Below are 23,644 nucleotides of genomic sequence, written 5' to 3'. Positions count from 1 at the left end.
CGTAGCGGGGGCCCGCTGTCGCGCGGCCGCGCGCGCCACCGCGGGATCGATCTCTTTGAGCGGCTTGATGAACAGCCGCCGAAAAAGCGGCCCTTCCGTGATTTCAGGAAGGTCCCGCATCTCGGCCATCACCGCAATCCAGGCTTTCAGCGCCAGCACGCTCCGCATCGAGAGAAAGGCGGTGGCCCCCTCCCCTTCCTGATCCCCTTTGTGCCGCGGGATATGGAGCAACCGGGTATCCGGGTCGCTGGACGGCCGGATATGGGCGATATCGATCGCGACCAGTTCGGACGCACGCAGCCCCGTGTCATAGGCGACGGACAGCAACGCCCGATCTCTCAGCCCCTTTTCGTCGCTCGGGCAGCCATCGAGCAGCGCCTTGAGGCTCATCCCCCGCGCATCCCCTTCGAAAACGTCGCTGACCGAGCCTTTGTAGCGCAACGGTCGTGCCTGCCGCTGGGCGGTGCCAAGCTCGCGGCGCAAGCCCTTGAGCGTCAGCGCCACCAGTCTGTCCTTCGTCGGGTCTGGCAGATCGAACAGCCGATGGAAGGTCGCGATCGCCCAGAGGATGCGCGAGAGCGTCGCCGGCTTCGCCCTGGCGAGGCCGCCCTCCCCCGCCGCACGCGCCTTGAGGAAGGCGATGACCGATGTAGGCTGCGCTGGCAAGGCGCTCACCCCGCACCGGCGGCAGGCCTCGCCAAAGCCCGCCATGTCCGCCAGCAGGCCTCGCACAGTGTTAGGAGCCATCGCGGCGAGCGTCGCTTCGACCAGATCGAGACGGATCGCCGGGCGCCCGGTCGTCGGCAGGTACACCAGTGCGGCCTCGAAGCGCTGAAGCGGCGTTCGCGCCTGCTCCGCCGCGCGCTCCGCCCTGCGCTGCGCGACATAGTGCTTGCGCGCGCCATAGGCCCAACGCTGGCCCGGCGCCGGCAGGACCAGTGGGACCGGCCGAGTGTCCACAGCGAGCGCCAGCGCCGCGAACGGTCCGATCCCCACCGGGAGATTGGCTTCTTCGATGGCCAAGGCCGCAATGTCCGGCTCCGCCGCCCCAGCCGATACCGCTTGATCGTCTTTCCCCGCCTGGTCAGTGCCGATGGCCGCATGACCCGGGTCGTCCGTTTGCTCCACGGACGGAACAGGCGTAGGATCCGACTCGAAGGACGGATCGAGAAAAGCGCGTAGTCCGCGCAACGATCGTTTGCCGTGGCCTGTCATCCCGGTCCGCTCTTATTGGCACATATCGAAGGCAAAATCATAAGCCGCACAACATTTTGAATCAATGATAATGGCCCTTGTCACTGATCCAATCTTATAGACCTATCAGCAGACTTTCTGAAAGCGACTTTCAGTTTAATTTCTGATCAGATAAGCTAGGTGAATAGGCAATTTTTGTAATTCGGCTTTGAAGGATAAACTCCACCCTTTTAGGGGACTTTCGGCACGAAAATGATGGTTCCACCCACTCCCCTTCTCGATCCAACTCTGTTCCTTGCCTATGCCGATGCCCAAACCGCGCTCGCGCGGGTGGAGGAACGCCTCCGGCTCAGTCCCGTGCGCCAGCCCTGGAAGGCACGCATGGCGCTGGCCGAGCGGCAAGCCTTGGCCGGGGTCGACGCCTATGAATTGCCCGAGGAGGCGGTCAGGATCGATGGCCGACGTCGAACCATCACCAGCGGATACGACCTGACTCATTGGAAACACGCCATCGGCATGCCGATCACCCTGGACGCACTCATGACCGATCCCTCCGCCCTGCTGGCCTGGCTCGGTGCCGAAACCGGTCCTTCCAACCAGCCCGTCCCTGGCCATCGCGAGCCATGGGAGATGCACCCGGCGATCGATGCCTGGAGCAAGGCCTGCCAAGCCTTGCCCCCCTCCCCTCCCCTGCTCCATTCTGGCCGGATCGCCGCGCTCTGGCGGCAGCTCGCCCCCCTCGCCCGCGGCGATCTCGTGGCCAGCCTGCTGATCGGCGACCGCTGGGGTCCGGGACGCTGGACCGGATCGCAAGGCGGGCTGGCCGCACTCGGCCTGCAGCGCGCCGGTGGCCCTTGGAAGATCGCGTCGGGCCGTGATCTCGACCGGCTCTGGCTCGACGCGATCATCGCCGGCGCCAAGGCTCATCTGGAATGGGAGGTCCAGTTGCGCGGCTATGCCCATCGGGCTGCTCAACATCTTGCCGACCGGAAGCGCCTGGGCCGGCTCAAGGAGGTGATCCTGTTCGCGATGGCGCGTCCCGCCATCACCAGCAACCAGGTCGCCAAGCGGTTCGGACTGACATCAGCCGGGGCGATTAAGCTGCTGACAACCGCGGAGGCCGAAGGCCTGCTCATCGAGCGGACCGGCCAAGGGAGCTTTCGCAGCTATCGGATTCCGGTCAGCGGAGAGTCCCCCTCTCCTGCTCGGCCGCACGCCCCAGTTGTAGACCTCTTTGAGCCCACAATTTGGGACGAAGAGGATGAAAATCGCTTGCCCTCAGAGCCTCTCTGAGCGCCAAAATGGATGTGGGTCGCACCGTTGACCTGGAGCGCCTCGATGCGCCCCACGGCCTCCTGAGGGCATTTTAGCGGCATTTCCTCTTTTGTTCTCATTCCCGACCATCTTTACGAACGTGAGATCCTCGGATCTCGCGATCTCGATGCAATGAGATAAGTCGATTTCACTCAAGCGTGATCACCAAAACCGCTCGATCCCTGTTCTTCATGCTGGATTGAGGCGACGCTCCTGCACCCACGCCAGACTGGCAAAGTTTGAAGGCGTTTGGAACCGAAGACCTTCTGGACGATCTAAATCGCATCCGTCGCATGAGACCAGCGCGCCTGCCAGGGAAGCAAAATTTGTGAGGGGACGCGTCCACCGATCGCTATCCATGCCGAAGTCCGCGTCGGCCGTTTCTCAAATCTGAGGGGAGTGATCGGTCCGCGTCTAGCGTCTCGGGAGCTATCCGCACCAGTTAAGCCATTTCGCGTCAGGTCTCCTGCGACCACAACAGATGATGCCACGTGCCATCAGCCAGCATGCCCCCCACTGGATTAACAATGTAAGTGCCGCGCAGTCGGGTGCAGGTACTTAGCCTGAAAAGTCTGTCCGTGCCGACGGGGGATATGCCGTAACAGCAGCCGATGGTCCCCGATGAGCAGGAGCCGCTGTTCCATCCTGTCAAAAGCGAAAGCGGAACCCCTTCCCTCTCCTGCGCGTGAAATGTTCAGGCCCCTGTCTTCGCTTCGCGGCGAGCTTCTCAGTCAAATACTCGCTCGGAATGGAGCGACAACATTTCTCCACATCGTAGTTTAGTTGTGATGGGCTCTGCGTTTCCGGTGCCTCCGCAATGATCGCGCATCGCGGACAATCATGTAGCCAACTGGACGAACTGCGCGCGCGCTCTTCGCTAGAGACCCGCACGGCACGTCGGTATTCGACGTTCCCCTCCTTCCCTCTCGAATCGCACCGTACAATCGTTCTACGATCCGATAGGCACCTTTCCCCATCTGATCATGTTTATTTCGGGGAAGAATGAGATTTCTCTTCTCCTCTGCCCGTGGTCCAAGGAGGTTGTAAATCACGCGGGGATCAGACTGACTTGTCCGAGCGGTGTCAGCGGCACGTTGGTCTTGGAAAGGAGAGAGACCCGCCCATAGCGGGGTGGGTCAACAGATGGACGTGGGTTGTGGCAATACGCCGAGACATGCTTCCGCTTCTGTTTACGAAGCTGGGGTTCATTTGCGGCGCGGAAGCTAACCGACGATAAAGCCGGCAGCCGAGCGTATAGGCGTGGCGTTGCATCGACAACGTTAATAAGCCTGGACTCGTTCCGTGGACGGCCCTCAGGGTAGGCCGGGAGCCGCCTTCCCTTTCGACAGCGGAATGTTGGTCTCATTATCTCTTCTAAGAATCTCATCAAGATTGGCGCCGTCAGGCGCGTCTTAGGAGGTTTAGAGAATCTATAAGAAGTTAAGCAGCCAATGACGACCTTGCGAATCGCGGAGTCAGCACGAGTCGTGGTGCATACCCCGTTCCTGAAGTCCCGCCAGATCGTTCCTGAAGTCCCGGAAACGGCGTTCCTGTTCTCCCGTGATTCGGTTCCTGAAGTCCCGCCAGCCGTTCCTAAAGTCCCGTGAGGGCTCGTCGGCGAGAATATGCGGCGTTGTCGGGTAAAACATGTTTTACTAGACGCTTATCCCATATTTTTCCGTGACTTAAATGAGATATGTAGCTTCCGAAAGCTCTGTAAGAGCTGTTCACCGCTGATGTGGCGTCACAAAACCGCAAGAATGCTGCGATCCAAGGACGGGACTTTAGGAACGGCTCTCTCCTGTAGATCTAAGTTCGCCAATGTTTTGCAGGTAGCCCCGGGGTGCCGCAGAGGAGGCCGACTTTCGCCCGAACTGCGAGTGTCTCGCTTGCGTGTAGCAGTCGTTCTCGGGATTTCAGGAACGGCTATGCCACCCGTTCACAGTATCCACGGGATTTCGGGAACGCACCCCTGCTCTCTCCAGTTCGGGACTTCAGGAACGGGTTGCGGCTATCGTCGGTACCAAACTGATCGGATGGCTGAAACTGGACGAATGAAGCTGATTTGTCGGGACATTGGGGCAGCTAGTTCGGGCTGGCCAGCTGTCGCACAACCTCTTGAGAGCAAACAGCGTTATCGGCGCTGGGATCGCTTAGATCAGTAGGGCGGGCTGGTGCCGATGTGACCTGCCACTTCGCCCGCCAGATTTTGTTTCGGTCACCGCCATTTCCTACCCGTTCCTGAAATCCCGGCTTGAGCAAACAAGCGTGTACATCGCCAGAGGCGCAGAATGAGCAGGCCCGCCCGTCTGCGAAGAAGAGCCTGCTGGAGAGCAATGATGTATCGAAAGCGATGAGATCCGCCGGCCTCAAGCAAAACCGCTGAATCTTAGCAAAGAACGAAGAGGTGAGGGGGGCGACTATTGCGCCAGCAATTCACTCTCTTCACCGACTTCCGGGATTTCAGGAACGGTCAATGTCTGGTGTTAGGGAGGGGAAGCACGGCCTTTCACCGAGACAATCAATTTGCCGGGCGCTGCTTCGCGCAAAAGGAAGCAAAGATCGTTGTGATATTTTTTGCGTCGAAGGCAATATCGCGGGACTTCAGGAACGACCGGAATTCATCCGCCACGACTGAATGATCACGCTGTGGCTGAGGCAGGTTAGCGCGGGCAATGGCACCGAACGCGCAGTAACTGATCTGCCCTTGTTCGGGAAAACGGATCGGTTCCTCCTTGTCAGCCGCAGGCGTCTTACCCGCTTTGGCGACGCGATTTTCCGAAGTAGGGGAGGGGAGGGTACTTTCCTTGGCGTCTAGATCGCGTCGCACCATGCGCAGCATCGGTTCACCTTCTTCGCGGTGAACCAACTCGAGGACGTAGCCTGGCAGCCCATTCTCGCGCACGATTTTGGCCATCTCGAACTTGAACCGGCGATAGTCCCCTTCCGCTCCTGACTTCTCGAAAAGCGTCGGCATGGAGATGGAGAAGCCCTCTGCACCCGCGCCGCCGGCATGCTTGCGTGCAACGCGATAGAGCCAACGCTCGCGACCGCCGGTCAACGAGAAATAGGCCGGATCGATCGCCAGAACGCCGCCCTCCATCAGCACGCCGTCATAGAACCATTTGGCAAGCGTGATACGCATACCATGGACCCTGCCTTTGCGATCCTTGAGCTGGCTGTGGCTGTCGATCCAGGAGAATGTCGTCTCAACCGCGTCGCCGGAGCGGATATTCGTCTTCACTGTCGTCGACTGTAATCGGTCGAGTGCGTTGCCGAGGAGCTCATATTCGCGACCGCCCGCGTCACGCTTCAAGGTCGTGAGCATGTCATAAGGCACGATGTACAGCGTCTGAGGAATGTCATTCGTCCCTCGCCGCTTATGTTCGATCAACACCGAAGCGCAGTAAATCAGGATGTCGAGATCATAGATCGTTGCCAAGCCATATTCGGAGTTGGCGCTAACGTGCACCGTGACCTTCCGATCTGGACTCACATAGTCGATGGGCTTCAGGCGCTTGCGCTTAGAGAGCGAGAAGAAGGGACGCTCCATTGTCTCGCGCTGGTCGCGCAGGGGCAGTGTGGTCAACTGCGGAAGGAACAGGTCGACCTGATTATCGTCACTGGAATCCTTCTTCGAGGGCATCTTTGGTCCTGAACCCGATGTTTGAGTAAAACAGGTTTTACTCTCGCCTAACTTTATGTTTTAAAATGATAAATTGTTCATCGAGACGAGAATTTGGCGGCTTCGATCACCGGCCGCAAGGCCATCAATATCTCGTCGATATCGACTGCCTTTTTAGGGTTGATCGTTAGCGTGATCCCCTTGGATTTGCTGTCCGTAATGATCTGACCGATCTCCTCTCCCTTGGCCGTTGCAAGGCTCGGCCTGCTCTTGGGCGCAGCCTTTTTGGCGGGCTGGGCGTTGGCGGAAGACAGGCGCTGCACGATCTGCGGCCCATCAATCGGCGGTTCACCGGCAGCGGCCCGGCGGCCCTGCTCATCCCCGATCGCCAGCGCTTCCTCAATGATCGCGTCACGCAAGCCGGGTTGCTTGAGGAGTGGAGAAAGCTTCATGCCATGCCGGACCTTGAGATCCGACATCGTAGCAAAGGCCCCAACTACCTCAGTAGGTAGCTCGGCGAGCTGAAGGAGATTATGGAGATTTTGCTTACCGATCGCCAGGCGTTCGGCCATATGTGCGCGCACGCCATTATAGTAGGCGTCAACCGCATGCTGGTAATTGCGGGCTCGCTCCAGGTCAGTGACATCCTCGCGCTCACGGTTCTCGATGTCTGCGAGGCGAAACGCTCCTTCATCGTCCAGTGTCTCAATTCGGGCGATGAGATCTATCTGGGCATGGTGATTGGCGCGGAGCCAAGCGACCGAGAAGTGGCGCCTTGTCCCGACAATCAACTCATAAGGCTTTTCGCTATCGGGCGTTCGGCGGATGACTACCGGCTCTCGGTTGCCGTTTTCTTCCTTGATCGATTCAATGAGCGAAGCGCAGCGCTCTTGGGTGAGGCTTTCATAGTCACGCGCATTGCCCGGCCAGACGGTGCACTCGTCAGGCCGAATCCTGATTGTGGGGCGTTTGACCGATCTGGCGATCTCATCGAATGCGACGCCGCGCCGCTCAAGGAAGGAAGGCGCGGACGCTTCCGATTTGCTCGGCGCAACAGGTGCAGCTGGATCTTCCGCTGCCACCGGCTCCTGCTCGGGGGAGGGTTGAACAGCATCCAACGAATCGATGGCATTGGCCAGAAGACTGCGGCGCCTGGCGCCCGAGTTGCTGCTCATGCGGCCTCCGTCAGCCTATCAGTGCCCAGCTGAGCAAGGCGCGAAGGCCATTGCTTGCAAATATCCTTCTCAAGCTCGCGGAAGACCGCATTCAGATTGTCGCGGCAACGCGTATAGGTCTGATGCGAACCATAGGGTTTGTTGATTTCGTAGATGGATGACATCGCGATGCCCGCATTTTTGATTTCTTCAGACAGCAGAATCGGGGTTGAGAGCATCTGCCCGGCATAGGTCTTTTCCATGACCTGCAGCATCTGCGCCTCATTGGTTCGATTGGGCTGAAACATGGTGCAAACCACCCGAATGAACCCATAGTCGATGGAATTGTCGAACTTGGATACAAGGCTCATCGCCTCGCGGCAGGTCTGCATGAAATGGATCGTCGAAAGATAATCCAGTTGTCGCGCCGGCACCGGAATGAGAAGCCCGTCGGCGGCGCTCAGCGTATTGACACCCAGGAAACCCATAGCTGGCGGGGGGTCGAGAATGATCACGTCATAATCCTGACGGACTTCTTCCAGCCCCACTCGCAGCATGCGGAAGGCGCCGGCGATGGCGTGCGGACCTTCCTCGATTGTGGCGGTAAGCTCCCACTCCGTATCCTGCAGCCCCAGATTGGCGGGGCAGATGTCGATGTTTGGCCAGGCGGTGCGCTTAATCGTCTTGCGGAAGGAATCCGCCTCGTCGATGCGCGGCGAGAGATAGTTGGACAGCGTGTGCGTCTCGTCAACTAGCTGTTCCAGATTGACGTCGAACATCACGCTCATCGATGCCTGAGGATCGCAATCGACAACCAACACACGATAACCTCGCAAAGCAAGATAGTCGGCAAGGTGCTTGGATGTCGTCGACTTGCTGACGCCACCCTTGAAATTCTGGACTGCCACGACGACCGCCCTTTCTTCGGGCAGCTTCCCGGCTTTGATGCCTAGCGCCTCCCGGATCGCGATCAGATCCTCGACCGTATAGTAACGGCGGCCGTTATTGGCGGTTTTGGGGGAGGGGAGGCGACCGCGTGCTTCCGCCTTTGCAAGCGCCTCAGGCGTGCGGCCGAGAAAGTCTGCGGCAACCGAGGCGCCCATTGTGATACTCAATGTCTTGCGATCAGAAGGATCGATCGCTGCGCGCCGCAAAACGCTCTTGGCGTTCTCGCACGACGTAATCATGGTATCCAAGATCTGACCGGACAACATCGGTGAGCCCCTCATCGCATCAATCGAATCAGGGCGGTTCGCCAAAAACAGTCGAAATTCACCCTCTATCCCGGACAGATATGTCAAAACTGGGGTGGTAGTCAAATTTTCATCAAATCTCGCCAAAATGGAAGACAGAGACTTTCAGGGCGAGCATGTCCGGGACATCAAACGGGCCGCCGTTCGTCCATTCCCAAAACGTTTAGGAGCAAAAATAGGCGTTTCTGACTGCGTGCTTCTGCCATATGCTCCCGAATCCGCTGTCTCGTGGTCACATCGATTTCAGACTGACCAGCAAGGTCGATTTTCCCAGTCAGCCGGAAAGCCCATGGCTCTGAGTTGATGGGCAGTTCGCGTTTTGACAAGCGCTGCGACACGTTGCGCAAACGAGGTGTCGGCACTCTGTCGGCGAAGCATGTGAATAAGAACGACAAGCGCATTGTAGATGAAGTTTGCTGGCTGAGCCTGAGTTCCCTGGTCCGTTGTGGTTTCGATGACGACCAGATCCTGCCTGAAGCGCTTGATGTTCGGCAGGCGCTTTACGGTCTGCCGGTTCCACAGTCGACCGTGATGCGCGCATATGTTGCGAATGTATGAGAGAAGTTGCAGAGTCCCCTCCAAGACCTCCCGACTTGGTAATCCCAAGTCCTTGGCAACCGCGGATTTCACTTTGAGATCCTTCGTCAATGCGAACCATCGCGATAGCTCACCGAAGGTCATAAGCTCTGTCATAACCCAAAGCGGAGGCATGAACGGATCTGCATATTTCTGCCGATAATGCTCGACGAATACCTCCTTGCTGTCCTTCGCGCGCGTCGCCAGCGCGGACAGCAGGGAGATATGATCATAGCCGGACTCGAAAGCGGAAACGTCAAGATGCGCGTGCGCGCCGTGCGCCAGCGTCAACCTGTTCGTCCATCGCGACCTGAGGGCGATCTCGATCCTCTCGATCCCCTCCATGACAAGCAGGCGCAGCTTCCGGTCGAAGACATAGATGTCGACGATCGTCTCGAATATGGTGCCGGGCCGAAATATCTTCGTCCGTGTCTGCCCTGGGGAGGCAGGTAGCTCGAACGGCAACCAGTAGGCGCTCAGACGATAATACCCGACCGTTTCCAGCCAACGGCACATGAGTGCTTCGTCGCCCGCCATTCCACGCTCTGACATGAGCGCAACTTGGTCGTCTATGGTGGTAGCTGGCTTGTCGTAGAACATAGAGCTTCCCCGGTTACCCGAGGAGGCTCTAAAAAGTAACCCCCCGGTATTGGGCAAGCCTAAGCTCTCAGCCTGGGGGGTGTTGTTAAAGGTCATGTAGGCGCAGAGGAGCTGCTGGTCAATGAACGACCAGAAGGAAAGTATCTTGCCCGCAACGAGGCCGAGGTCGACTATGCGCACGCCAGCCATTCCGCCTCATTTCGCTGGCTGCCGGGCATGAGGCAGATTCTCCTCGTTCCCGTCTTCGCTGGATGCCATGTTGGTTGAAGGACGTTCTTCGCGAATTCGGATGGATCGCCGCGTACTGCCCCACACCGTCATCCATTGTGCATCGGCTACGCCAAGGATTCCACTTCGCATCTGGTAAACGCGTGTCCAAGCGAATTTTGATCGTTCCAACCAGCGGCAGCTTATTTGCCGATAATCTTCACCCCTATGTCGTCGGCCAATTTGACGGCTCCCGCATAAGTCGCGTCATCTCCGACAAGGTCAACCGATGGCGCGGTAAGGCTCAAAAGACCCGGCGCAAGCCGGTCCCCAAAGAGGATGATCGCCTGAGCAGTGTGGTCCTGGCGAGACACCCAGCATAAACCTTGCACGTCGAGGCATTGGGCATGAATCGCCTCGGCCCATTTTCGCGTCTGCGGGTAGAGATCCTTTTCCGTGTCGATCAGGTCGACGCGCGGGATACCGAGCTTCCGCAGGGCCTTATTGCTGAGGTTGGCGAGCGTCAGCTCGGCAGCTGAAATGAGCTGCGAATAATGGTGATGCCGGATCTTCCGCCTGGCGACTGTCTTCAGGCCCGCTGCAAAGGGGACATCGTGGAAGACAGTTTCCATCACCGCACACTCGAAGGTCGTGCCGCCATAGATGGTTGGGATCGGATTGCCGGCGGCATCACAGATCGGACTGAACCGCGCATTCCCGTTGAGGCCGGGATTAAACTGATCCGCTGTGTACACATCTGGATGGACACGATGAATGATCTCGCCAGATTCCCAGCTTGTCCGCTTCACCAACTTATTGAGGTCCGACGGCGGTGCCGTGATCAACCACGTCGCACCAATGCCGGCAGCCGCGCCGGTAGCTGTCGGGACATCAGGAGCGGTGGACTTGCTGGATTTTGGGGTGGCCGGACGTTTGGCCTTACCCATGCAGCACCCCTGCCATCTCGTCTTCGGCCGCCGCAAGCACGCGGTCAGGCGCGCTCGCCAAAAGATCCTTTGGCGCGACGCCACCGAGGAAGCTGTTTGCCGATGCGAACCAGATCGCGATATCCCAATCTTCCAAAGCATCGCCGAACAGCTTCAGGATCGGCGCGAGCTGTTTGACAGGCCGATAGCTGGCATCTGCATCGAGGCCATAACCAGGATAATAGTCGCTACCATTGCGCCGCAAGGCGAAGATCTTGCCCTCGCGCTTCCACTTGTTGGGCTGCGCGCTGGCATTTTGTCCACTAAAACCAGCAATCTCTGATAGTTGAGCAGCGCTCAGCCACTCTGCGCTTTCCAGAACTACCTTGCGCGCCTCGGCGTTCATCCTTGCTTCGGTCAGCAGGTGCTCGGGCAATGGAACCTGTGGGACAAGGGCGTCGACCAGCTTTTCGAGCGTCGCATTTTCCTGATCAGCGATCTTGCGCACGATCATCGGCGCGATGAGGCGGACCGCCTCTGCAAATGCCGCGGTAATCCGCTTGCTGTCATGGTCGAGCTTGAGCGCAACGATCTGGTCATCGTCTGCCCCCTTCAGCCGCTCGCGGATTTCATGCACAGAACCGGCCAGCGCCTCAATGCCGAGACTGGCCAGTTCGCTATTGGGGACCGATGACATCATCCGTTCCATTCGAATATTTCGGTTATCAATATATAGTGATAATCTTAATATTCAATGGTGCGCTGTGACCGAGCCAGTTTGGTTTCTTAGGCAGTCGTAGCCGCTACTCGGGAACGCTCATCGCTCACGTGCGCGAGACGGTGGAAATCGTCGCCGACACCCTTACGAATAATGCTTCGACATGGCGCCTGCTGGACCTATGATCCCCGTCCAACGACTCGTAGGAGAGGGCATAATGAGGACGTCGAACGACGCCGGCTATCCATTCCATCGGTCACAGACAGAGGCACGAAAGGCCATCGACGCGCTCCTTCGTGGGGATTGCGTAGAAGCTATTTGCATCCAACCCGAACTTGCCCTTCGCCCGCAAATGCGCGCCATGGCCGCGATGCGGCCCCCTTCATTCATGCACTAGGAGATTGCGCTGACGGCGGCCTAACCGCGCTGAAGCCACCTCAGTCCTGCTGCGCCGGAGTCGTCCGATACTCCGCTGGTGCTGATCAAACGGCATCAGACTCTCGCCGACCTGCATTCACATCTCCGGCTCTGCACCGAATGGTCGATTGATTATCCGCAGCGCCTCATGCGCGACAAAAACACGATTGCGGCGATAGCCTGTGCGCTCTCGCAATATGTCAGCGTCCAGCAACTGTTCAATTGCCACGGTTGCCGATGGGAACGAAACGCCAAGCATATCCGCGAACCGATTGGCGGTGATCATCGGATAGCTCGGGAGCAGGTCGAGCGCGCGAGTAGAAGCGGCGCCAGCCCGAAAGCGGCGGCGAACCTTCCAGCGATCGCTCAGCGCGGAAAGCGCTGCCCGCGTGGTATGGAGCTCAGCAACCGTCCCAACGATGGCATCAGACATGAAGCCAACGATATCGGCCCATTCGAGCCGCTGTTGCGCAGCCTTGAGCGCCTCCACATAGCCAGCCTTATGCGCTTCAATATAGGGAGAGAGATAAAGCGGAGCGTGGCCATTAGCAGCCATAACCAGTGGCATGAGCAGTCGTCCGACGCGGCCGTTGCAGTCGCGGAACGGATGGACTGCCTCGAAGTGAGCATGCGCAATCGCCATCCTCTCTACGACTGACTGCGCCATTGCTTGCATGCCTTCGTCCCTGAGATAGGCGAGGCAATGGGCGAGGGTGGGGGCGACATGAGCAGGGGGCGCCGGGTTATAGGTCGACCGGGCGATATTCCGAATGCCGCCGATCCAGACGACGCAGGTGCGCAGTTCTCCCGGTATGTCGCGATAATCGGGGTCGTGCATCATGACCTCACGATGGATTTCTCGGATCAGGTCAAGGTCGAATATTTCCGATCCATGAGCGCGCGCCACCGGCACGATGCGCTCGAGCAAAGCGGCATAGTCGCGCACCTGCAGGGCTTCAGCGCGATCCTCTTCAATTTGCTCTTCAATACCAAGTAGTTCGTCAAGAGTGGAATTGGTGCCTTCAATCGAGGAGCTGCTGACGGCCTCCTGCCTGACAAGGATTCGCCCTATATAGTAGGGGTCCTCGATCGACTGGACGAGATGGTCGACTTGCGCGATCGCGCCGATGGCCGCGGTCAGCCGATGCGCGGTCGAGCCGAGCGATATGCCGGTTTCCGGCGGAGCCATTGGCACCACGCCGTAATGATTGTCATAGGGGGCGGGATAGCGTTCAAGCCGCTCCCTTACGACATGGCTGAGATCGTTGCGGTTTATTAACCTGAATAAGGGCTCCACGGAAGACTTCATATTCAGGTTTATATCAAAAAACCTTAATAAGAAAGCCCGCAGCATGCTCTTATTTAGGGTTATCAGTCATCAGCATCGGAAAATAAGCCCGCGCGAATAGGAGGTGCCATGGCCGTGGCGAGGCCGGATGAGAGAAGAGGGGGAGGGGCATAGGCAGGAGTAATGCTTATGTCCCTCATTGCGCATAAACCGTCCCAGGAACTCGTCGATCTGGTCCAGGCCCTTGGCGGCAGGTGGCACGGTCCTGTTGCCATGTGCCGGTGCCCGGCCCATGCCGACAATAATCCGAGCCTATCCCTTCGCCAGGGCGATCGAGGCATATTGGTCACCTGCTTTGCCGGCTGCAGCCGTGAGGACGTTCTTCGAGAATTGGCCCGAGTTCGCATCACCCAGCGCGGAACGCCGCCTGAAACAACAAACCGGGCAGGCACCGGCAACGCGGTTCGCGTCTGGAACGAGGCCGTGGACGTCCGCAACACGCTCGGCCAGCGCCATCTTGCGCGGCGTCACTTCACCACGATCCCGCCGGACGTCCGTTATCATCCGCGCTGTCCCTATCTGCCCAAACCTCACACCCAGTTCCTACCCGCTTTGCTGGTCGCAGTTCGCGAGCGACGGCAGCTGACGGCGATCCAGCGAATATTCCTCGATCCGGCGACGGCTGACTACACGCACAAGGCGATGCTGGGCACGCCCAGGCATGGTGCCTGGCAGGGTGGATATCCCCGTCGGATCCTGGGTATTGCCGAAGGCTTCGAAGACGCCCGCGCCTTCACTTTGCTGCGCAACATTCCATGCTGGGCATCCTTTGGCGCGCGCCGATTTGATCAGCTGATCATCCCTGATCATGTCGAAATCCTGATGCTCGCCCACGATAATGATCCTGAGGGCCTCCGTGCCGCCAACGTGGCCGCTCAGCGCTATGCGCGGCCGCGTCTCGCCATCCACCATGCGCCGCCGTCCACCAATTTCGGCGATTGGGCCGAGCTTCTCGCCGCCCGCATGGAGCAGGGGGCGAACCTTCCTGGCTGATACGGTCCGGGACAGAAAAGGGGAGGGGGATCGGGAGAAGGTGCCGCTGCCGGGAGGGCAGCCAACCTTCGGAGATCTTCATGACCGACCTGTTCGAGGCGACCGCCCGCGCCGACCGCGAGGCCGCAGACCTGCTCTGCCGCCATCTTGAAGGCAATGAACCGATAACACGTCGCCACCTCAATAATGCCATGGTCCAAGCCTTCGGCGGAAGCGATGCCGACGGCCGCTGGACCCAGCGTGACAGCTTCGAAATGCTGGAACATGCGCTGGCGCTGCATCTGGTGCGGCAGTCGACCCCGCCGACATCGCTGGCCGAAGTGCGATCCGCCGTCACCTTGGCTGACCGCTTGCCCACCCAGACGGTGCGCAGCGAGGAACAGATTGCCTGGCAGCAATTCTCCACCCCCGTCGATATCGCCGCACTGGCCGTGGTCCTCGCCAATGTGCAGCCCGACGACATCATCCTGGAACCGAGCGCGGGCAACGGCCTGCTGATCGCCCAGTGCGGTCCCCATGAAGCGCTGTATCTCAACGAACTGGATCCGGCCCGCTGCGCTCGGCTCGCCTCCGCATTCCCCCATGCCAGCATCACCGGCCATGACGGGGCGACGCTCAATTCCACCCTCGCGTCGATCGAGCGACCGACACTTATCCTCATCAATCCGCCTTTCGCACGTTCGCTGGGGCGCGGCGCAGACGCCTATGCTGCTGTCCGCCATCTCCAGGCAGCCCTTCGCATGCTCCGCCCCGGCGGCAGGATGGTCGCGATCATGCCTGACTGGTTCAGCACTAATGGCCGGATGCGCGATCAGTTCGAAACCACCCTGCGCGATACCAGCGTGCGAACGTCGCTGCGCCTCGAGAAATGCTACACCAAGCATGGCACATCGATCGCCGTCAGGCTGTTCGTGATCGACAAGGTGCCCGGCGGAACATTTCCATCGACCATTCAGCGCGCCTCGGTCGCGGATTTCCTTGATTGCTGCACGGTTGCTGCGCGCTCGGAGGCTCGGACCGTCACGGCCCCCGCGCCCAAACGCAGCGTGGGTATCTCCCTGTTCCGCGCGGTCAAAAGCAGCAAGCCTGCGCCGCGCACCTGGCATGCGCCGGTGAAGAACGAAGTCCTGCCGGTGGAATACACGTCGCTCGAGATCCCGGCGCCGCTGCTCGAACAGACCGGCATCTATCTCCCCTATCGGCCAAGCCGCATTGCCTTCGCGTCCGCCGGCGAGCATCCGACCGCACTGGTGGAGTCGATCGCCATGGGGTCTATCCCGGCGCCGATCCCAAGCTACGTCCCGCATTTGCCCGAGCGGACGGTGACGGAACGACTGCTCTCGGCCTCCCAGCTCGAAACCGTCGTCTATGCGGGCCACGCCTGGTCGCAATTCCTGCCGGGACGCTCCAGGCCCGACAAGGAGGGCGTTGGCCTTGTCATCGCCGAAGATGGCAACCGCTATCGCAAGGGCTTTTTCCTGGGCGACGGCACCGGGGCAGGGAAGGGGAGGCAGGTCGCCGCCTGCATCCTGGATAATTGGCTCGCCGGCCGTCGCCGCAACATCTGGGTCACCAAGAATGAGCCGCTACTCGAAGACGCGCGCCGCGACTGGACCGCGCTCGGTGGCGTCGCGGCCGATATCCAGCCGATCAACAACTGGAAGATCGATGAGCCCATCACGCTCCAGGATGGGGTGTTGTTCGTCACCTACCCGACCCTCCGCTCGATGCGATCCGATCATAGCCGCTTGCGGCAAATCATTGAGTGGGCAGGGGGAGAGTTTAAAGGCGTCATCGCCTTCGATGAAGCCCATGAGATGGGTGGCGTCGCAGGCGGGGAGGGGGCGCTTGGCGCCAAGGCCGGATCGCAGCAGGGAATATGCGGCGTTCAGCTCCAGAACCATCTGCCGCTCGCGCGCGTCCTCTATGCGTCGGCCACCGGCGCTTCCGAGGTCAACAATCTCGCCTACGCGGTGCGCCTGGGGCTCTGGGGGCCAGAAACGGCCTTCGCCGATCGCGAGCGGTTCATCACCGACATCCGTCAGGGCGGGATCGCCGCTATGGAACTGGTGGCGCGGGATCTCAAGGCCATGGGCCTCTACCTTTGCCGGGCGCTGAGCTTCGCCGGCGTTGAATATGATGTGCTCAAGCACAGCCTGACCCCGGCGCAGATCGAGATCTACGATACCTATAGCTCGGCGTGGGCCATCTAATGCACAGCTGCGCATTAGACCGATTATCGCGAGGAAACGGTAATGCGAAGGAACGCGGCGTAGGCGCGTAAAACCGTGTTGTTTGTGCAATATTGCTACGCATTATTTTGATTGCGAACCTCTGTGGTCTCTGAACCAGCTGAGGAGACAATCATGTTGAAGACGCACGACGAGTTGATCGCCGAGCTCTCGAATTTGCTTTCGGAGCAGAATTACAACCCGGTGGTCGTAGCCAATTATCGTCTCTACGCGGGCGCCTTTCTCGATTATCTGATCGAGCGCGACATGCCCGTGGGAACGGTAACGCCGGTGCAGGTTGATCAGTACTTTTGCCACGCAACCCAGCGCTTCCAAGCCCGGTATGGTAGGGTGCCAAGTTCGCGCTGGCATATGATACCACGCGCCGCGATCAGCCGATTACTCCGGCTTGCTCAAGGCAAATGGCCGCCTGAGGCTGAGATGATCGGTCCCGATGCCGAGCATCGGCATGTAATCTGCCGCGAATACGAGACTTGGTTACGTGAAGAACGTGGCCTGGCAATCGCGAGCATTGCCGCGCTCATGTGGGAGGCGCGAAACTTCCTACGTTGGCAATTCGACCGCGGCGGCGCTGCAAGTCTTCAGGCATTAAGCGTCGTGGATGTCGATCTTTACATGGACATGCGCGCGTCTGGCTTACGGCGAAGATCATTAGCCGACGTCGCCGAGCGCCTCCGCTCGGCCGTGCGCTATTTGCATCAGACAGGACGCATCCCGATCGATCTGACACCGCACATCATCGGACCCATGCTCTATGCCTATGAAAATGTGCCGTCGACGCTGGAAAGGAGTGAAATCGCCGCAGTGCTGGCGGAGACAATGAAGGACAGGTCGTCGCGAGGATTACGCGATTATGCGATACTGCAACTGCTTGCCATATATGGCCTTCGCCAAGGTGAAATCTGCCGTCTTCGGATCGAAGACGTGAACTGGCGCGCAGAATCCCTGCGCATCCGTCACACCAAGACCAATGCGTACTCCTATATGCCGCTATTGATGCCTGCCGGTGAAGCGATCCTCGAATATCTACGTTGTGGGCGGCCTCGGGTCGAGGGGCGGGAAATCTTCATCCGGACCTGTGCTCCCTACATCGCAATGAAAAACCTGTACGGCATGATCCGCGGGCGGTTGTCAGCCGCAGGCGTCGAGCCGCCGGGAAAACGAGGGCCGCATGTCTTCCGCCACGCACGGGCCGTCGAGCTCTTGCGCGCTTCAGTCCCGCAAAAGATTATCGGCGACGTGCTCGGACATCGATCCACCGAATCCACCAATGCCTATCTCAAGCTGGCCACAGCTGATCTTCGAGCCGTGGCGCTCGATGTACCTGGATCGGAGGTGTTGTCATGAGCGCGTGGCACGATCCCGACTGCACCGTCGTTAACGCCTTCCTAGAGAAATCGCAGTTCCGGCCGGGAAGCAGGCCCACGTATCGCTGGTTCCTTCGCAGCTTCGAGGATGAAGCCCAGCGTCATCCAGCGGTTGACCGGCAGATGCTCCACGCCTGGCTGAGGGAAATGGAAAAACGTTGGCGATTACCGACGTTGCTCAATCAGGTCTGCATTGTCGACCGCTTCCTCGACTACCTCGTCGAAATCGGGCTGATCACCAATAATCCCGTTGCCGCGCTTCGCCATCAGTACAACGTAAAACAAAGCAAGCCGATCTGGAGGGCCCTGGCTTCGCCAAATCCTGAAGAGGCTTTGGCCGCTTTACAACGGCCCGCTCCCTTCGGCAGTGTATTGGGGGACTTCATGCGCAACCATGTCCTGCTAATGCGTAGTCGGGGATACCAATATGAAACGCAGGCTCACTGGCTGCTGCGGTTCGATCGGTTCCTTCAGGCCCAGCCCGACCTTGCAGAGAAGCCACTTGAGGCGATGCTCACGAGGTGGGCCGCCGCCAAGCCGACCCGCAATCACGCGGCGGAATGCCAAAAACTGGGGCGCATCCTTACCAATGCGCGGTTCCGCCTCGATCCAACCATCCCGCCGAAACGCTTCAATCCCCGGCCCGAGCGGGAAGTGGCGCGTGAGCACAGACGGCCGCATATCTTCAGTCCGGTCGACGTTCGGCATATGCTCGATACCGCGCGATCCTACCCATCACCGGATGCTCCCCTGCGGCCATTGACCCTCTACACCATGATCGTTCTGGCATACTGTGCCGGGTTACGGCGCAGCGAGATCGCCTGCCTCGATCTGGGTGACGTCGACCTACAGTCAGGCACGATCACGATCCGAGAAACGAAGTTCTATAAGACCAGAATCTTGCCGTTAGCAGGCAGCGTCGTGGCCGAGCTGCGCGCCTACATCAATGCAAGGCGGCGCGCTGGCGGCCCTCAGGACCTGCAATCCGGGCTGTTCTGGCATGCGCACCGCAATGACCGCTACACCTCTGGGGTGGTTACGACCATGATCACAAACGTTATGCGCCGCGCCGGACTCAAGCCCGCTTCCGGGCGAACGGGACCGCGTGTTCACGACCTGCGTCACTCTATGGTGGTGAACCGAATCCTGCAGTGGTATCGATCTGGCATCAATCCCCAGGACAAGCTGCCCTTCCTCTCGACCTACATGGGCCATCGGGATCTTCACTCCACGCTGGTGTACATCACGGTCACGCAGGAACTGATGCAGGAGGCCAGCGAACGGTTCCGCGCGTTCGGCGCCCCGCGCCTTGCCCTGGAGGTTCAGCCATGATGAAAGGCAATCCGCTGCCCGCATTGTTGCGGGCCTTCTTCCAAGAATGGCTGGCTGAGCAGCGCAGTGCGTCGATCCATACAATCCGCTCGTATCGGGATACTTGGAGGCTGTTCCTGCGGTTCATTGCTGAGCAAAAAGGCTGCGGGGTCGCACGGCTGACGCTGGTAGACATCACGGCCAGCGAGGTTCGCGCGTTCCTCCATCATACCGAACAAGGACGCGGGGCTACGATCGGCACACGAAACTGCCGGCTTGCTGCGATCCGTAGCTTCTACACCTTTGTGGCGGACAAGGACCCAGAATATATCGCACAGTGCGTGGCCATCCTGACTGTTCCATTGAAGAGGGAGCCCACCTCCGCGCCTTGCTATCTCGAACCAGAGGAGGTCGGGGCCATCCTTGCCCAACCCGACCGATCGACACTGCAGGGGATGCGCGACCAAGTGCTGCTCTCGTTCCTGTACAACACCGGGGCGCGTATCCAGGAGGCGCTCGACATCTGCCCCAAAGCGATCCGGTTCGAGGCCCCGAACTTCGTGCGTCTGTACGGCAAAGGGCGCAAGGAACGCATCTGTCCGCTCTGGCCGGAAACCACGGCGTTGCTCAGTAAGTTGTTGGAGCGGCAACCTCGTGCGCCCGATGAGCGCATCTTCGTCAACCGATACGGTGAGCCACTGGGCGCCTCGGGAGTGCGGTTCAAACTCAGCGCGTATGTGGAAGAGGCCGCGAAATCCGTGCCGACCCTTCGGTCAAAACACGTGACGCCTCACAGCTTCCGACATGCGACGGCCGTTCACCTCGTCGCCGCAGGAGTCGATATCACCGTCATCCGGAGCTGGCTCGGGCACGTCAGCCTCGACACTACGAACCACTATGCGCAAGCCAATCTCGAAACCAAACGAAAGGCGCTGGAGCAAGTAGGCGCGCCGGCGGCGAGCAGCCTTCCACCATCATGGAAGCGGGATGCCGATCTGATGGAGTGGTTAGATACCCTGTGAAATAATGCGAAGGAAGCAGTGGTCGTCCTCCCAGACACAGGGGGCCTACGCCGCGTTCCTTCGCATTACCGTTTCCTCGCGATAATCGGTCATCCATCGCAACATGGAGGCGGCGCTCGAACAGACCGGCGTCGTTGACGGTATCGAGAACACGACCCTCAATAGCGGCGCCAAGGCCGCGGCGCGGTCGCGCCTGCACAGCACGGTGCAGCGCTTCTTCGGCCAAGTGCTTCTCTCGATGAAATTGCCGACTGTGATCGCAGCGGCCGATCAGCATTTGCGCCAGGGTCAGTCCGTGGTGCTGCAGCTTGTCACCACGGCGGAGTCTATTCTCGACCGCCGCCTTGGAGCGCTCAGCCCTGATGAGCGGGCGGAGATGAGTTTGGACCTGTCTCCGGTCGACTTCATGGTGGATTACCTCGAACGCGCCTTTCCGACGCGGCAGATGCGAGTCTTCACCGACGATACCGGCACCCCCCGATCGGAGCCGATGACCGATGATCATGGTAACCCTGTCTATAATCCGCATGCCGAAGCCGCGCGCGCCAGGCTCATCGAACATATCTGTGCGCTTCCGCCGATCGCATCCGCACTTGATGGCCTTCTGGAGCATTTCGGCCATGACCATGTCGCAGAGGTCACTGGGCGGACCAAGCGGCTGGTATCGACCGGCGGTGGCGCACAAAAGCTGGAAAGCCGATCCACCCGTTCGTCCCAGGCCGACGCAGCAGCTTTTATGGCGGGAACCAAGCGCGTCCTGGTCTTTTCCGACGCCGGCGGCACCGGCCGCTCCTATCATGCTTCGCTCGACGTGGTGAACCAGGAGCAGCGCGTTCATTTTCTGCTCGAACCGGGGTGGCGCGCCGATCGGGCGATCCAGGGCCTCGGCCGAACGCATCGTACACACCAGGCGAGCTCCCCTTTGTTCCGGCCGGTCACGACCGACTGCAAGGGCGAACTGCGTTTCACCAGTACGATCGCCCGGCGGCTTGATAGCCTTGGCGCGCTCACGCGCGGCCAGCGCCAGACCGGCGGCCAGAACCTGTTCGATCCAGCCGACAATCTGGAGAGCGAATATGCCTGTGCCGCGCTGACCAGCTGGTTCCACCTGCTCGTGAACGGCAGACTCCAGAGCGTTAGCTTCACCGAGTTCGAGGTGCTGACCGGTCTCGAACTGACCGACAAGGACGGCATATTGAAGGAGGACCTGCCGCCGATCCAGCGTTGGCTCAATCGCCTGCTCGCGCTACCCATCGATCTTCAGAACCGGATTTTCGACGAGTTCCTGACGCTGGTCGAAACCCGTGTCACCGCGGCGCGCGACGCGGGGCGGCTCGATGTCGGCGTCGAAACCATGCTGGTCGATGACGCCACCATCCTTGAAGATACCGTGCTGCGCACCGATCCGCTGAGCGGCGCGACCTCGCATCTGCTCACCATCGAGGTTGCGAGGCGCCGAACGCCGGTGTCGCTGGAGCGCATCCTGCGGATCGCCGACGGGGACGACAAATCCGAGTTTCTCATCAACGGCAAGTCCGGCAAGGTGGCGCTGCAGGTGCAGGCGCGATCGCTGATGGAAGAGAAGGACGGCACGCCCATTCCTCGCGTCGAACTCATGCGGCCCACCCGCCGCGAGTATCAGCGGGTCGCGGACATGTTCGAAACTGCCTGGAAACCCATCTCACGGGAAGAGTTTTCCAAGCGCTGGGCGGCCGAGGCCGAGGAAGCGGCCCAGACGCTGGAACGCGAGACCATCCGTATTGCGACCGGATTGCTGCTGCCCATCTGGTCCGCGCTGCCGAGTGATCATCTGATCGTCAATCGCATTGCCACGGCTGATGGTCGATCCTGGCTCGGCCGCATGGTCTATGATGAGCATGTCGCCCACCTCTACACAAAGCTTGGCGTTGATCGTGCCGACAATCTCCCGGCCGACCAGATTGCGAAATCGGTTCTGTCGGGCCGGAGCGTCGACCTTGTCCGTCCTTTCGCGATGACCCTCAAGCGGGCGATCGTGAACGGCAAGCCGCGTATCGAATTGGTGGGCGTGCCCGCGGCCCAGTTGCCCTGGCTCAAATCCCGGGGTGCCTTCACGGAGATCATCCAGTTCCGCACGCGGGTATTTCTGCCGGTGGCCGATGCAGAAGCCATACTGGGGCGGCTCACTGATCGGACATAGTTCGTGGACCTGGACAACCCCCGCAACCAGAGCTCGGCACTCGACTGTTGGTCGGCTGCACATCGGCATCATGGCGGGCGGGGGGCAGGGGGTTGGGCTGAGCGAATGTCATGGTTAGAGATAATCCACGCCATCGCTACGCCGGCAAAGTTACACCACTGCACTGCGCGCACCCCCGAGAGATGGTTATGGCTGGTGATGCTTGAGCACTTGGCACATCCGGCGATGCCAACTCCCTCTTGTAAAATTTAGTGTTATCCACTAAGTCGATCTCTATGGAACGAGCAATCAGCGCCAGCGATGCCAATCAGCGTTTCTCGGAACTCCTACGCGAGGTGTCCGAGGGCGAGAGCTTCACAGTCATGTCACGCGGACGAGCGGTGGCGCGCGTGCTGCCCGTTGATCGGGTTCGCGAGCAGCGCTCGATACAGCACCTGCTGAATTTTGTCGCTGGTCTGCCCGTCCGCCATGCAGGTAACTGGTCGCGTGACGATCTTTACGAATGACCCGCGTCGCTCTGGATACTAATATCCTGGCGTATCTCGCCGGGGTCAGTCGTGACGCGCGTGATGACGCCAAGATCGAGTTGGTCCGAAATATGATCGGACGGCTCAGTGATGAGGTCAGCCTCGTTGCTCCTACCCAATCGCTGGGCGAACTTTTTGTCGTGCTGCGCCGGGGGGGCGCCAGCGCAGAAGAGGCGCGCGCAATACTTCTCGAATTTGCCCAAGCTTTCGGCAGTTCGGCATCGGAAACCAGAACTGCACTTGCCGCCGCTGATCTGGTCGTCAATCATAAGTTACAGTTTTGGGACGCGTTGATCGTGACCGCCGCGGCAGAGGCTGGCTGCGCTTTGTTGCTGTCCGAAGACATGCAGGATGGCTTCGTGACGCGCGGGCTGACGGTTGTCAATCCGCTGCGGGATACTTTGCATTCCAAACTTGCCGTGCTTATTGAGCCAACCCACTAAGGGAACTCGCCGCGCCTGAATGTCACTTGGGGGCTTAGGAGGTGGAGGTTCGGCAGCGGGCAGCCGAAAGACGCGGCAGCCTCCCTCGAGTATGACGGTTTAATGGGTCGCTGGTTGTTAAAGCCGCTGTTCCGCAGCGGACCAATGGTCTCTGGAGGGTGGCTACTGCATCACTCGTTTCAACTTGCGTCATGGTAAGCACCCTGCTTTGTCTTGGT

At 59.7% G+C, this 23,644-nt stretch carries 17 protein-coding genes; 9 read left to right on the top strand and 8 right to left on the bottom strand.

Features of this window, described 5'->3' with window-relative positions; translation table 11 throughout:
- Positions 1-1,128 (bottom strand): tyrosine-type recombinase/integrase (locus tag RUH75_RS13310; protein WP_313806676.1); only part of this gene is annotated, 1,128 nt, incomplete at its 3' end.
- 447 nt (positions 1,129-1,575) lie between these two features.
- Here RUH75_RS13310 and RUH75_RS13305 point away from each other — a divergent pair.
- Positions 1,576-2,487 carry a hypothetical protein gene (locus RUH75_RS13305; protein ID WP_313806674.1) on the top strand — a complete coding sequence of 304 codons (912 nt, stop codon included), beginning with the start codon at positions 1,576-1,578 and terminating at the stop codon, positions 2,485-2,487.
- 2,542 nt (positions 2,488-5,029) lie between these two features.
- Here the strand turns inward: RUH75_RS13305 and RUH75_RS13300 are convergent.
- From RUH75_RS13300 to RUH75_RS13270, 7 genes are all read right to left on the bottom strand, one after another.
- Positions 5,030-6,154, bottom strand: a complete 1,125-nt coding sequence (locus RUH75_RS13300) for a replication initiator protein A (protein ID WP_313806673.1) — start codon at positions 6,152-6,154, stop codon at positions 5,030-5,032.
- 77 nt (positions 6,155-6,231) lie between these two features.
- Positions 6,232-7,308: a ParB/RepB/Spo0J family partition protein gene (locus tag RUH75_RS13295; RefSeq protein WP_313806671.1), complete on the bottom strand. Its 1,077-nt coding sequence runs from the start codon at positions 7,306-7,308 to the stop codon at positions 6,232-6,234.
- Positions 7,305-8,501 (bottom strand): AAA family ATPase, encoded by a 1,197-nt coding sequence (locus RUH75_RS13290; protein WP_313806669.1) that lies wholly within the window; start codon positions 8,499-8,501, stop codon positions 7,305-7,307. The genes RUH75_RS13295 and RUH75_RS13290 overlap by 4 nt, the downstream gene beginning before the upstream one ends.
- Before the next feature lie 282 nt (positions 8,502-8,783).
- Positions 8,784-9,905: an Abi family protein gene (locus RUH75_RS13285; RefSeq protein ID WP_313806667.1), complete on the bottom strand. Its 1,122-nt coding sequence runs from the start codon at positions 9,903-9,905 to the stop codon at positions 8,784-8,786.
- 221 nt (positions 9,906-10,126) lie between these two features.
- Positions 10,127-10,870, bottom strand: a complete 744-nt coding sequence (locus RUH75_RS13280) for an RES family NAD+ phosphorylase (RefSeq protein WP_313806665.1) — start codon at positions 10,868-10,870, stop codon at positions 10,127-10,129.
- Positions 10,863-11,549 carry a hypothetical protein gene (locus RUH75_RS13275; RefSeq protein WP_313806663.1) on the bottom strand — a complete coding sequence of 229 codons (687 nt, stop codon included), beginning with the start codon at positions 11,547-11,549 and terminating at the stop codon, positions 10,863-10,865. The genes RUH75_RS13280 and RUH75_RS13275 overlap by 8 nt, the downstream gene beginning before the upstream one ends.
- Before the next feature lie 532 nt (positions 11,550-12,081).
- A complete protein-coding gene (locus tag RUH75_RS13270; protein ID WP_313806661.1) occupies positions 12,082-13,338 on the bottom strand; it encodes a Fic family protein in 1,257 nt (418 codons plus the stop codon).
- A gap of 324 nt (positions 13,339-13,662) precedes the next feature.
- On the opposite strand from RUH75_RS13270, the gene RUH75_RS13265 reads away from it, so the two are divergent.
- The 8 genes from RUH75_RS13265 to RUH75_RS13230 all read left to right on the top strand — a co-directional run bounded on the left by RUH75_RS13265 (position 13,663) and on the right by RUH75_RS13230 (position 23,426).
- The gene (locus RUH75_RS13265; RefSeq protein WP_313806659.1) at positions 13,663-14,325 is read left to right on the top strand and encodes a toprim domain-containing protein; all 663 of its coding nucleotides are present in this window, start codon (positions 13,663-13,665) and stop codon (positions 14,323-14,325) included.
- Positions 14,326-14,405: 80 nt separating this feature from the next.
- Positions 14,406-16,538 carry a strawberry notch-like NTP hydrolase domain-containing protein gene (locus RUH75_RS13260; protein WP_313806657.1) on the top strand — a complete coding sequence of 711 codons (2,133 nt, stop codon included), beginning with the start codon at positions 14,406-14,408 and terminating at the stop codon, positions 16,536-16,538.
- Between the two features lie 153 nt (positions 16,539-16,691).
- Positions 16,692-17,924 carry a site-specific integrase gene (locus tag RUH75_RS13255; RefSeq protein WP_313806654.1) on the top strand — a complete coding sequence of 411 codons (1,233 nt, stop codon included), beginning with the start codon at positions 16,692-16,694 and terminating at the stop codon, positions 17,922-17,924.
- Positions 17,921-19,276 (top strand): tyrosine-type recombinase/integrase, encoded by a 1,356-nt coding sequence (locus tag RUH75_RS13250; protein ID WP_313806652.1) that lies wholly within the window; start codon positions 17,921-17,923, stop codon positions 19,274-19,276. The genes RUH75_RS13255 and RUH75_RS13250 overlap by 4 nt, the downstream gene beginning before the upstream one ends.
- On the top strand, positions 19,273-20,277 hold the full coding sequence (locus tag RUH75_RS13245; protein ID WP_313806650.1) for a tyrosine-type recombinase/integrase: 1,005 nt from the start codon (positions 19,273-19,275) through the stop codon (positions 20,275-20,277). Before RUH75_RS13250 ends, RUH75_RS13245 begins: the two co-directional genes overlap by 4 nt.
- A gap of 376 nt (positions 20,278-20,653) precedes the next feature.
- Positions 20,654-22,456, top strand: a complete 1,803-nt coding sequence (locus tag RUH75_RS13240; RefSeq protein ID WP_313806680.1) for a strawberry notch C-terminal domain-containing protein — start codon at positions 20,654-20,656, stop codon at positions 22,454-22,456.
- Positions 22,457-22,731: 275 nt separating this feature from the next.
- Entirely contained in the window at positions 22,732-22,962 is a 231-nt protein-coding gene (locus tag RUH75_RS13235; RefSeq protein ID WP_313806648.1) for a type II toxin-antitoxin system prevent-host-death family antitoxin, read from the top strand.
- Positions 22,959-23,426: a PIN domain-containing protein gene (locus tag RUH75_RS13230; protein ID WP_313806646.1), complete on the top strand. Its 468-nt coding sequence runs from the start codon at positions 22,959-22,961 to the stop codon at positions 23,424-23,426. The genes RUH75_RS13235 and RUH75_RS13230 overlap by 4 nt, the downstream gene beginning before the upstream one ends.
- Positions 23,427-23,644: the final 218 nt, after the last annotated feature.

The organism is Sphingobium sp., assembly GCF_032153725.1.
In the GTDB taxonomy this organism is placed as follows: domain Bacteria; phylum Pseudomonadota; class Alphaproteobacteria; order Sphingomonadales; family Sphingomonadaceae; genus Sphingobium.
Note: the sequence above shows the minus strand (reverse complement) of the source record. Positions and strands in the feature narration are given on the sequence as shown.

Bases quoted from the DNA above. Each gene is read 5' to 3' on its own strand.
- RUH75_RS13305 (WP_313806674.1), top strand. From the start codon at position 1,576: ATGGCGCTGGCCGAGCGGCAAGCCTTGGCCGGGGTCGACGCCTATGAA.
- RUH75_RS13300 (WP_313806673.1), bottom strand. From the start codon at position 6,154: ATGCCCTCGAAGAAGGATTCCAGTGACGATAATCAGGTCGACCTGTTC.
- RUH75_RS13295 (WP_313806671.1), bottom strand. From the start codon at position 7,308: ATGAGCAGCAACTCGGGCGCCAGGCGCCGCAGTCTTCTGGCCAATGCC.
- RUH75_RS13290 (WP_313806669.1), bottom strand. From the start codon at position 8,501: ATGTTGTCCGGTCAGATCTTGGATACCATGATTACGTCGTGCGAGAAC.
- RUH75_RS13285 (WP_313806667.1), bottom strand. From the start codon at position 9,905: ATGGCTGGCGTGCGCATAGTCGACCTCGGCCTCGTTGCGGGCAAGATA.
- RUH75_RS13280 (WP_313806665.1), bottom strand. From the start codon at position 10,870: ATGGGTAAGGCCAAACGTCCGGCCACCCCAAAATCCAGCAAGTCCACC.
- RUH75_RS13275 (WP_313806663.1), bottom strand. From the start codon at position 11,549: ATGATGTCATCGGTCCCCAATAGCGAACTGGCCAGTCTCGGCATTGAG.
- RUH75_RS13270 (WP_313806661.1), bottom strand. From the start codon at position 13,338: ATGCTGCGGGCTTTCTTATTAAGGTTTTTTGATATAAACCTGAATATG.
- RUH75_RS13260 (WP_313806657.1), top strand. From the start codon at position 14,406: ATGACCGACCTGTTCGAGGCGACCGCCCGCGCCGACCGCGAGGCCGCA.
- RUH75_RS13255 (WP_313806654.1), top strand. From the start codon at position 16,692: ATGTTGAAGACGCACGACGAGTTGATCGCCGAGCTCTCGAATTTGCTT.
- RUH75_RS13250 (WP_313806652.1), top strand. From the start codon at position 17,921: ATGAGCGCGTGGCACGATCCCGACTGCACCGTCGTTAACGCCTTCCTA.
- RUH75_RS13245 (WP_313806650.1), top strand. From the start codon at position 19,273: ATGATGAAAGGCAATCCGCTGCCCGCATTGTTGCGGGCCTTCTTCCAA.
- RUH75_RS13240 (WP_313806680.1), top strand. From the start codon at position 20,654: ATGAGTTTGGACCTGTCTCCGGTCGACTTCATGGTGGATTACCTCGAA.
- RUH75_RS13235 (WP_313806648.1), top strand. From the start codon at position 22,732: ATGGAACGAGCAATCAGCGCCAGCGATGCCAATCAGCGTTTCTCGGAA.
- RUH75_RS13230 (WP_313806646.1), top strand. From the start codon at position 22,959: ATGACCCGCGTCGCTCTGGATACTAATATCCTGGCGTATCTCGCCGGG.